This is a genomic window from Bacillus sp. JJ1122 (assembly GCF_036964885.1).
Taxonomy (GTDB): Bacteria; Bacillota; Bacilli; order Bacillales; family Cytobacillaceae; genus Mesobacillus.
The window spans coordinates 98,404-108,828 of record NZ_JBALQL010000006.1 but is presented as its reverse complement, the minus strand read 5'-3'; the positions used below and the strand labels follow the sequence as shown (position 1 = coordinate 108,828).

Here is a 10,425-nt window from a genome sequence, read left to right as displayed (position 1 = left end):
CTCCGAAAATGCTAACGCATTTCCATCGTGCGTGGGCAGATTCGAGGTAGCTATTAAATGTCCTGCGGGCTCAGCGCCAGCCCCGCGAAAAGCGAAGCGCCGGGGAACAAAAATCAACAGCCATGTTTAACAGAGTCCTTCTAAAAGAAACATCCTCATAAAAGACAATCATTTAATATATAAATGTGTTGCAAGCCTGATAAGCAAATGGTTAAATAAAGGAAAGAAGATTTCGACAATTAGCAGCAAGGAGGAATTCTGATGTCAGCTTTTAGCCGCGTGGAGTTAGAACTTGTGCAAAAAGAAGTATCTTTCGACAGAATCTTTGATATTCTGGTTAAAGGGTGCTGGATTGAAGAAAATGATCTTAATTGCCTGGTAACAGTTGATACTATTCAGTTTAAAGGTGGTTTCCATGATTCTTTTTTTAAGATTATGTTAATGTTTGACCAATTGATTATTGAGTCAGACAGTCCATGGGAGCTGGAGGTACTCACTGAAGAATTAAAAAAAATCGCAGTTAAAAAACCTAGTTTGGTCAAATAATGATACATATTTGAAGCTTGCCGTTGTAAATGGCAAGCATTTTTATTGCGCAGAAAAATAGAGGTCACTGGGATACGATTTCATAGATTTATCACATATTACAGATATAATTTTATGAGATACTAGTGAAAGAAAGGAAGTAAAATATGAAGAAAATTTTTATGCTGGTCACAGCTGCTTTCACTATATTTTTAACCGGATGCTCCTTTGATACTTTTGAGCCGATTCCGGGTAAATCGTCTTTTATTTCTACAATCAACATTAAAGACATGACAATTTCTTTTTATGATTTGGAAAAGGATATGCGCCTTCCAGATTGGAAAGTGGACAAGCCGTATATAGGCGGAATGATCTTTCCTAACAAAGATACATTGCTTCTTTACGGAAATACACTGGATTCTGTAGATTTGTATTCATTAAGCAAAGGGGAGAAAGTCGGGTCCTGGGAAACTGGTAAAGGAATCGTAAACGGAATATTAGTTCAAAATGGTTCGGAAATCGCTTTGGCTGATCAGGAAAGAGATAGTATCCGATTTTACAGCCTTGAAGGGAAAGAAATAAAAGAGAATAAAACGGAAAAAGACCCTTTGACAATACTTGAGAATGAGCAAAAACTATATGTAATAAGTTTCAATCATAAAATGTTAAGTATTATTGACATGAAGAATAAAGTACAACTGCCAGGTTTTGAGATTCATGCTGCAGCAGCAGGCGGATTATTGAACCAGCAAAAAAGCGAACTATGGATCGGAGGCCATGGAGAAGGTACGACAGTGGAAGAACGAATCCATGTATATGACCTGAAAAGCGGTAAATTGAAAAAAGAGATTGCTGCCCCTGCTATGCCAGTTAATTTTATTAAGGATAAGGATAGCATATACGTACTAAGCCATGGATCTAACATGTTATATAAATTAGGAGACAATGGGGAGATAAAGAACTCGATAAAAGTAGGGGCAAATCCATTCGAAATTGAGATGTTTGATAATAAGCTAATCATTGCTGGCTATGACAGCAATGATTTATATATTGTTAATCCTGAAAGTTTAAATGTCGAAAAAACGGTAAGGGTTGGAAAAGGACCGTTTCAAATAGTTACAAGGGAGAGATAAAAAGTGAATCCCATTAATGTTCTAATAATTGATGACGAAGAAGATATGCGCAATCTTGTTCAAATGTATCTTGAAAATTCAGGTTTTCTCTGTGTTCACGCTTCAAATGGCACAGATGCCCTAAAAAGCATGAAGGAAAAGAATTTTGATTTGGTGATTTTAGATATCATGATGCCTTTTGAAGATGGTTATGTGGTGGGCAGCAAGATTAGAGCGTTCTCGCAAGTTCCAATCATTTTTTTATCTGCAAAAGGGGAAGAATGGGATAAAGTGAGGGCGCTGCAGCTTGGCGGCGATGACTATATTGTAAAGCCCTTCAGCCCAGGTGAACTTGTTGCAAGAATGAATGCAGTACTGCGAAGGACTGCACATGCCAAAAATGATGAAGAAAGAGTGAGCTTTGGAATAATTACGATTGATAAAAAGGGCAGAAGCGTTAGCGTGGAAGGTGATGCAGTTGCTCTTACACTGAAAGAATTTGAATTACTGGTATTTCTTGCCCAGCACCAGGGACATGCTTTAAGCAGAGAACAGCTGTTGGAATACGTTTGGGGTATGGATTACCAAGGGAGCTTAAGGACGGTTGATACCCATATAAAGACTCTTCGAATGAAGCTGGGAACAGGCGACTATATTCAAACAATCTGGGGTGTGGGCTATAAATTTGAGGTGCCGGAATCATGACTTCTTTTTCGGATAGCCTGTTTAAAAAACTATGGCTGACGGTTACTGCTACTATCTTAGTGACAGTGTTGTATTCATTTTTATTATCATATCTCTTTTATGAAAAGCTATATGTAGATATTGTTGAAAAATCCCTTATTGAGGAAGGAAACAGGCTCGCTGGTGATTATACTGGGGGGCCATTGACGAATGAACTCAAAGAGAGGATTGAGTGGTACAACGAAAAATCTGAATCTGAAGTCTTCCTTGTAAGCAATCCAAAAGAGCTCAGCGCCTGTTTGCCCTATGCTATTGATTACGAAACTTTGATTGGCAAGGAAGAGCGTGAACAGCTATTAAACGGGCAACCCGTGTTTAAATCAGGCTTCGAAGAGAGGTTTGGCAGAAAAATTCTTTCTGTGGCAATCCCTCTTCTGGATAATAACAGGCTTGAAGGAATTATCTACTTATATGTCCCGCTGGCTAAAATATCAGAATTGACGGTAGACTTTTCGTTTCTCTGGCTAATAGGAGGAGTGACATTCATCGTAATAGCTGCCTTTCTTGGATTCAAGATGCTCCACAAGCTTACGAGGCCTCTTGCTGCTATGAAGGAGGCAGCCGAAAAAGTATCTATAGGAGATTATTCAGCAAGGGTAGTCATCCAATCGAAAGATGAAATTGGCCAGCTGGCTAGAGCATTTAATCATATGTCTGAATCCATACAAAAAGAAGATGAAAAAAAGCGAGAATTTCTTGCTGATGTTTCTCATGAACTGAGGACACCGATCAGTTATATTAAAGGATATAGTGAGGCTCTTGAAACGGGAATGATTACGAACTCAGTTGAGCAACAGAAGTATATGAAGCTGATCAACAGGGAAGCAGGCAGAATGGTGAAAATTGTCGCTGATCTCCTTGATTTATCCAGACTAGATGCGGATGAATACAAACTGGTAAAAAGCCCTTTCTCTCTCGCTCAGTTAATAGAGGATTTTGTTATTAAATATGGTCCTGCACTGGAAGAAAAAAAGATAGCCTTATCTCTTGAACTGGATCCGGATATTGTAATCCATGGCGATGAGGGAAGAATGGAGCAGATTTTCCAAAACCTCATCGACAATTCAATTCGGTATACAGATTGTGAAGGCAACATCTCCATTAGCCTTTCAAAGCATTTATATGGCTGTCTGGTGGAAATAAAAGATACTGGAATCGGCATTCCGGAAGAGGCTATTAAAAACCTCACGAACCGTTTCTACAGAGTAAACAAAGGAAGATCAAGGACAGACGGGGGAACCGGCCTGGGACTAGCCATTGCTGATAAAATCGTCCAATTACATGAGGGGAAAATGGAAATTGCCAGCAAACTGGGTGAAGGAACAACTGTAAAGATTTACTTCCCTATATTAGTTATATAAATAAAGTGCAATTCAACTTCTAACACATTGGCTGTGTTACGGTATTTCCAAACTCAGTTGGTTGGAGCGAGGGCCAGAAGGAAAAATCTACAGTCGAGTTTAGCACAGCCATCATATTCAATATTTGATAAAACTTTAGTTATTTCAGATAAGGAGTACAAAATAATGAAAAAAATTTGGATGACATTGATCATTGTAGTTGCAAGTATAATATCAGTTGCCTGTTCACAGCAAGAAGTGGAAGAAGAGCCAAAATTTCTTGATGTGCAACTGACAGCAAATCCGGTAAAAGCCCAGGTGAATGAAGAAATAACATTCGAGGCAAAAGTCACATATGGATCGGAAGAAGTGAAGGACGCAGACGAAGTCAAGTTTGAAATTTGGCGTTCCAATGATGAGGATCATGAAAAGATAATGGCAGTTCATAGTCAAAATGGCATCTACAGACTAAAAAAATCCTTCACAAAAGAGGGTACCTACTATATCATTTCTCATGTAACCGCGAGAAGCATGCACAATATGCCTAAAATAGAATTTATAGTAGGAAAACCTAGTGAACCAGAAGAAAATAGTAATTCAGCAGATATGGAAATGGATTCTAAGCAAGAAAAAGAACATAACGGACATTAATCAAGTTTTTTTCAAACCATTTGCAGCTAAATAAGCTATGAAAACTATTTTGTAAAAATATCAGAACTAAAGGCGGCCCAGGCCGCTTTTTTTGTGTAATATTACTTAGATTTTGTCATGATAGAGAAAAATTTGTAATATTAATGGTGCATTTTAAAGGCTGTCAATCACGACTTTTTACCCATTTATGGTATTGCTGGTTCAGGCAATAATAAATTGGAAATTCCATCAAAATTAGATGGAGACATTAAATTTGCCCTCAACGCCTTGAGAAATCTAGGTTTCTTTCATTTTGCAAATTTTTACTATGAATATTATTGGAAGAATAATAGTTTTTCCAATAACATCCAGGTTTATTACAAAAAAGCCATGATATGATTAGGATGCAAGAGAGAGACAAACTAAATTTTCGGGAGGAATTCGAGAATGAAGAAAAAAATGATCCTATCAATTGCGGCAGCTGCAGCCTTACTAGCAGCAAATCCTGTAATGAATAAAGCAGATGCGGCGACAGTTCAATCAAAAGTTTACTATTATCAAAGTGGTAATTTAAGTAATGAACAAATTAATAGTATTCTTCAAAAATATTTGAAAAACTACCAATTCAATTGGAAGCAGCCTGCTCAAACAAATGTTCAACAGCCAGCTAAGGCTCCTGCACCAAAAACTGTTCAGCAGCCAGCAAAGGCACCATCAACAGCACCTGCACAACAGCCAGCTAAAGCACCTGCACAACAGCCAGCTGCAGCACCAACAAATTCAGCTGTAAGTGCATATGAACAAAAAGTGGTTGAATTAACAAATCAAGAGAGAGCTAAAAACGGGTTGAAACCCCTTGCTCTTGACACAGCATTGAGCAAAGTGGCAAGAGAAAAGTCTAGAGACATGCAAAGCAAAGGTTACTTCAGCCATACAAGCCCAACTTACGGTTCACCTTTTGACATGATGAAGAAGTTTGGAATCACTTATCGTTCAGCTGGTGAAAACATCGCTATGGGTCAGCCAACTCCAGAAGCAGTAGTAAAAGCTTGGATGAATAGTGAAGGCCACCGTGCAAACATCCTAAACTCTGGTTATACTCATATCGGTGTGGGACATGTTGCATCAGGCAACTATTGGACTCAAATGTTCATCAGTAAATAATAAATTGATCGAATAGAGAACAGCCCTTAATTAGGGCTGTTTTTCTATCTATTGGGCTTTTTTTATGTCTTTCATGAACAAACCCAAATGGGAAATTACTATTTAAGCGAAAACCTTCGTCTAATAGCTTGCACATAATGGACCTGCATATTCACAGAATATCTATTTCGGAAAACTGCATATCCACATTTTTCGGCAATCTTAGCTCCAGGACCCCATCCCGGTGTGTTGCAGATGCCCCTTTTCTTTTCACGGTAGCTGGCAAAATCAAGGTGTGTTTATCAGATACCTCTGGTATATGTTCTATGATGACTTGGTTTGATGTATAATACAATTTCATTTGTGTCTTCCAGGCTTCTTCTTTAAGTGGCAGCCTGATGAAAATGAAATCATGTGTTTCGAATATTTCTGCCTGTAGATGATTTGGGGATTTCATAGGATCCTTTGTATTTCTTTCCATCTCCTTTATCCATTCTTCAGGCTTGAGCGCTCCGCTCATGTTAGGCTGAAAAACCTTTCCCATCATTTGCTGTACATATTTTTCTATTTCATCTGGCTTCATTTCCATAAATTTTTTCTGTGATTTCTGATCAAATGGCAATAAATTCCACGGAAACATATTATCCCGCCTTTCCAGCAGACCAACTTCGATATTGATATCGTATGCAAAAACATGCCCAGCTGTTAATAATTATGAATTAACCTGTCTGTTATTTAGCTAAAAGTTGCAAATCTGTTAGCTTCTTTTTAGTATAGGGATAAGTGAATCTAATAAATTGTGGGGTACAGGTTGTGGAAAATAAAACTGCTCTAATTACCGGAGGTGCAACCGGTATAGGTAGACGTACAGCAATGCAGCTTGCTGCCGAAGGGATTAACTTAATCATTAATTATCGGAGCAGCAAGAATGAAGCAGAAGATCTTGCCGTAGAATTAACTAGTCGATACCGGACAAAAAATATATGTATTAAAGGTGATATCACCTTGTATGAAGAATGTGGAAATCTTGTTTCTGAAGGCCTTAAGGTATTCAAGTCTATTGATATTATCGTTCATAATGCAGGACCGTATATTCCTGAAAGAAAAAAGATGGCTGAATATGAAATCAAGGAATGGGACTACTTAATCAATGGGAATCTAAATGCGGTTTTCTATCTATCAAACCTGCTTATTCCTTATATGCGTGAGCAGAAATGGGGAAGAATTATTACCGTTGGGTTTGATCGTGTTGAATCTGCCCCTGGATGGATCTACAGATCAGCCTTTGCTGCGGCAAAGTCAGGCCTTGCATCTTTAACGAAAACAATTGCGTTAGAAGAGGCAGAGCATGGCATTACGGCCAATATGGTGTGCCCAGGTGATATTATTGGAGAATGGAAAGAAAGGGAAATTAATGAATCCTTAAAAGAAAAGGATGATTCAGTTCCAGTTGGCAGGCCGGGTACTGGAGAAGATGTTTCAAGGGTAATTAGTTTCCTTGCAGATGAGAAATCCAGCTTTATAACAGGCAGCGTTATTCCAGTAACAGGCGGCAAAGATGTACTCGGAAAAATTTATAGGGGAATATGACTATTAAAAACGCCTTTTTAGGCGTTTTTTTCATTTGTCCCATTGTCTAAGGTCTATTACTAAATTGGGATCGTCAATCTTCATTCCTAAGCTGCATATATATGGGTAGTAAAACCTTTTTAGGGGGGCTTAATAATGGCATATGAAGGGTCAAAAGGGTGGTATATTAAGGAATTAAAGAAAATGGGAATCACTATGCATCCAATTGAAAAAAGGAAGCTTGAATTATATAAGACGTTTGTAGTTAGAAGCTTATTTTTCGAACTAACACGAAAGTAGATAGTAATATTATTATGTAAACAAATTTCTTGCGTGTATATATTGTTAAAGTGGTGTTAATGATGATTGAATCAACTGGATAGCAATAAAAGAAAAAATATAAAAGAATAATGACTTAAATGATGGGCAAAATAGTATTAAATAAAAATCCAAAAATTATCTAATAATTGTTATGATTTTGTGAAATACCACCCGGAAATCTAGCTGCGTTTTAAGCGAGGAGTGATAAAAATGGGCACAGGATTTAATTTAAACAGGATTAATCCAAACCAGACACAGATTTTCTTCGAAGACGGAAGGTATGAAACCTTAACAGATGACGAACTTGAAGCGTTTTTATCGGAAGCCTCATTATCAGACCGGGAAGAATTGAATGCTCAGGATCCAATGAACTAAAAACCGCCCTGAAATCAGAGCGGTTTTTAGTATGATTATTACGCTTCAAGCAATTGTACATTCTCTTCTTCGTGTGGCGCCGTTCTTTTTAAATATAAGGTATATTGGTCTTTAGGAATTTCATATAAGTCATAAAGATCTCCATTAGCATTAAGCTGTTCGTAGATTGCCTGTCGAGTTTCATTAGCTTTTACTACATACGGAAGTTTTTCGGCAGCTTTAATAGACCGGATGTTTACTTTTCTTATGCGCATGAAAATGGTTTCCAACCCAATCTCATAAAAAAGTTCCTGAAAAAATGCATCCTTCGCCAAGCTGTTATAACCCTTTCCATGGTATGGCTTGCCTAGCCATGTACCCAGAAAGCCGGCACCGTCCTGAACATCAAAAAGATTAATTGTTCCGATAGGGGCTCCCCATTCGTCCAATATTGTTCGAGAAATTAGCTCGCCTCTTTCTTCAGCTTCAATTGTCTGTTTTGTAATAAAGACAAACTCGTCATAAGAATAAGCTTTTTGGCGCACAAAAGGGAAGACCTCCGGATGCACCATTAGCTCAAATAGTTCATGGCTGTCATGAACATCACGTTTTTTGAGCATTTGTATCCCTCCAAAGCAGGGCAGTCCTATCCCGTGCGAATGTAACAACACGGCCACCCTCGAAATTTTTTGTATTGCTAAAAAATTTCGGGGTGGGAATCGAACCCACTAGAACCAGGATACTGGTGGCGCACCATTTGCCTTCCCTAATCACTATCATTTATGAAATTATTTTTAACGTGTTTCCAAAGAGTATCATACTAAAAATATTTGAAAAAGAAAATAGGTTTTTCACCATTTTTTTTTGCGTTTTTTTGCCAAAAATCTACACGGATTTTGAGACTTTTCGACTATTCTCGATAAACAAATTGGCCATCTATCATTGTCCAAATTGGTTTGGCATTGAAATGGAATGGGTGATTGCTCCATAAAACTAAATCCGCGTCTTTTCCAGCCTGTATGCTTCCAACACGATCCTCAATCCGAAGATTCCTGGCCGGCAATATCGTAATTCCTTCAAGCGCTTTTTGTTCCGATAATCCTTCGCGTACAGCAATTGAGGCACAAACATTCAAGTATTGGATTGGAGTGTATGGATGGTCTGTCGTTATAGATACTTCGACTCCATGGTTCGTCAATTTCTGATAGGTTTTCCAGCTCTTGTTCTTGAGCTCCACTTTAGATCGGCGGGTAAGCGTTGGACCGACAGATACTTTTAAATTTAATCCTTCCAGTTCTTCGGCAATGAGATGACCTTCTGTACAGTGTTCAATCCGTATATCCAGATTGAATTCTTGTGCCAATCGGATGGCGGACATGATGTCATCAGCACGATGTGCATGGATCCTGACCGGTACTTCCCTTTTTAAAGCCTTTAATAATGGCTTTACCCTAAGAGAGTCAGGGTTATCTGACTTCATTGCCTCATAGAAAGCTTCCCTGAGCATACCCATAATTCCCATCCGGGTAATTGAATCCTTGTTTCCCATACTATGGATTCTCTTTGGATTTTCTCCAAGCGCAATCTTTAATCCTGCAGTCTCTTGAATAATCATATTTTTGATGTTTTTACCTGCAGTTTTTATGACTGAAGTAGTTCCACCAATGACATTTGCACTTCCGGGCATGACATGAGCGGTGGTGATTCCATACTTAATCGCATCTCCAAATGCAGGATCAAGAGGATAGACACCGTCAATTGCCCTTACATGAGGGCTCATCGGTTCAATTGTTTCGTTTGCGTCATTACCTGCCCAGCCAGTTCCCTCATCATAAAGCCCTAAATGGGTATGGACATCTATAAAACCAGGAAGCAAATAACCATGAGTACAGTCAATGACCTTGTCTCCCGCTTCCATAGCAAGGTCATAACCTATTTTCGAAATTTTCCCTTCTTGAATGAGTACATCACATTTAGACTTTGGATCAGTAGTTATTGGTATCACATGTGCGTTCTTAAGTAAAATTCGGTTCATTTTATATCCTATCCTATGAAGTTTTTTTATCATTTTATCAGTTTTGTGGATATTTGACACCATTGCAGAAAAATTTTATAGGCTGCAGCCTATTCCTTTTCATTGAAGATAAAAACGCAAAATTAATGAAACTTTTAACGTTATTTTCCGTAAAGTTATATAGAAGGAATTTGGAAGGGGAAGTGAACATGCCGAAAAATGATGAACGGCTGCTGGCTGCCGGGATTTATGTGATTAGTTTTTTTACTGCATTCTTAGGGCCACTGGTAATTTGGCTTCTTAAGAAAGACGATTCCAGCTATATCGATTACCATGGAAGAGAATATATGAACTTTTTTATTTCTTATACTGTTTATGGAATCGTGAGCGGGATTCTCGTTATCCTGCTGATCGGAGTTTTCATGCTGTGGATAGTAGGTGTGCTAGGGGTAGTATTCACCATTGTTGGAGCGATTAAGGCCTATGAAGGTCAGGAGTACAAAATCCCCTTTATTTTCAGGCTTTTATAAAGAAGAAAGAAAGTCCGGCATAAATTTGCTGGATTCAGACTGTAGACAAACTCGCTGGAAATCGTGTTTGTTTACAGTCTTTTTTTGGTTGGTGCTGGAATAGGGCTGTTGATTTCCGTTCCAGCCGCTTCGCTTTCCGCGGG

13 protein-coding genes are annotated in these 10,425 nt (G+C 38.4%); 10 read left to right on the top strand and 3 right to left on the bottom strand.

What is annotated here, in order from left to right; genetic code table 11:
* Positions 1–261: 261 nt before the first annotated feature.
* From V7201_RS04190 to V7201_RS04165, 6 genes are all read left to right on the top strand, one after another.
* Positions 262–546 (top strand): hypothetical protein, encoded by a 285-nt coding sequence (locus V7201_RS04190; RefSeq protein WP_335375533.1) that lies wholly within the window; start codon positions 262–264, stop codon positions 544–546.
* A gap of 146 nt (positions 547–692) precedes the next feature.
* Positions 693–1,658: a YncE family protein gene (locus V7201_RS04185; protein WP_335375532.1), complete on the top strand. Its 966-nt coding sequence runs from the start codon at positions 693–695 to the stop codon at positions 1,656–1,658.
* 3 nt (positions 1,659–1,661) lie between these two features.
* The gene (locus tag V7201_RS04180) at positions 1,662–2,342 is read left to right on the top strand and encodes a response regulator transcription factor (RefSeq protein WP_335375531.1); all 681 of its coding nucleotides are present in this window, start codon (positions 1,662–1,664) and stop codon (positions 2,340–2,342) included.
* Positions 2,339–3,742, top strand: coding sequence for a sensor histidine kinase (locus V7201_RS04175; RefSeq protein WP_335375530.1), 1,404 nt, complete (start codon positions 2,339–2,341; stop codon positions 3,740–3,742). Before V7201_RS04180 ends, V7201_RS04175 begins: the two co-directional genes overlap by 4 nt.
* 165 nt (positions 3,743–3,907) lie before the next feature.
* On the top strand, positions 3,908–4,372 hold the full coding sequence (locus V7201_RS04170; protein WP_335375529.1) for a FixH family protein: 465 nt from the start codon (positions 3,908–3,910) through the stop codon (positions 4,370–4,372).
* 426 nt (positions 4,373–4,798) lie between these two features.
* The gene (locus V7201_RS04165; protein WP_335375528.1) at positions 4,799–5,515 is read left to right on the top strand and encodes a CAP domain-containing protein; all 717 of its coding nucleotides are present in this window, start codon (positions 4,799–4,801) and stop codon (positions 5,513–5,515) included.
* Between the two features lie 151 nt (positions 5,516–5,666).
* Here V7201_RS04165 and V7201_RS04160 read toward each other — a convergent pair whose 3' ends face one another.
* A complete protein-coding gene (locus V7201_RS04160; protein WP_335375527.1) occupies positions 5,667–6,134 on the bottom strand; it encodes an Hsp20/alpha crystallin family protein in 468 nt (155 codons plus the stop codon).
* A 173-nt stretch (positions 6,135–6,307) separates the two neighbouring features.
* Here V7201_RS04160 and V7201_RS04155 point away from each other — a divergent pair, with 173 nt between their 5' ends.
* The 3 genes from V7201_RS04155 (at position 6,308) to V7201_RS04145 (ending at position 7,759) form a co-directional block, all read left to right on the top strand.
* A complete protein-coding gene (locus V7201_RS04155; protein WP_335375526.1) occupies positions 6,308–7,084 on the top strand; it encodes an SDR family oxidoreductase in 777 nt (258 codons plus the stop codon).
* A 135-nt stretch (positions 7,085–7,219) separates the two neighbouring features.
* Positions 7,220–7,363: a YflJ family protein gene (locus tag V7201_RS04150; RefSeq protein ID WP_335375525.1), complete on the top strand. Its 144-nt coding sequence runs from the start codon at positions 7,220–7,222 to the stop codon at positions 7,361–7,363.
* Positions 7,364–7,594: 231 nt separating this feature from the next.
* Positions 7,595–7,759 carry a hypothetical protein gene (locus V7201_RS04145; RefSeq protein ID WP_335375524.1) on the top strand — a complete coding sequence of 55 codons (165 nt, stop codon included), beginning with the start codon at positions 7,595–7,597 and terminating at the stop codon, positions 7,757–7,759.
* Positions 7,760–7,797: 38 nt separating this feature from the next.
* Here V7201_RS04145 and V7201_RS04140 read toward each other — a convergent pair whose 3' ends face one another.
* Positions 7,798–8,358 carry a GNAT family N-acetyltransferase gene (locus tag V7201_RS04140; protein ID WP_335375523.1) on the bottom strand — a complete coding sequence of 187 codons (561 nt, stop codon included), beginning with the start codon at positions 8,356–8,358 and terminating at the stop codon, positions 7,798–7,800.
* Positions 8,359–8,648: 290 nt separating this feature from the next.
* On the bottom strand, positions 8,649–9,773 hold the full coding sequence (locus V7201_RS04135) for an amidohydrolase (RefSeq protein WP_335375522.1): 1,125 nt from the start codon (positions 9,771–9,773) through the stop codon (positions 8,649–8,651).
* A gap of 188 nt (positions 9,774–9,961) precedes the next feature.
* Between V7201_RS04135 and V7201_RS04130 the strand changes: the two genes are divergently transcribed.
* Positions 9,962–10,282 (top strand): DUF4870 domain-containing protein, encoded by a 321-nt coding sequence (locus V7201_RS04130; protein WP_335375521.1) that lies wholly within the window; start codon positions 9,962–9,964, stop codon positions 10,280–10,282.
* Positions 10,283–10,425: the final 143 nt, after the last annotated feature.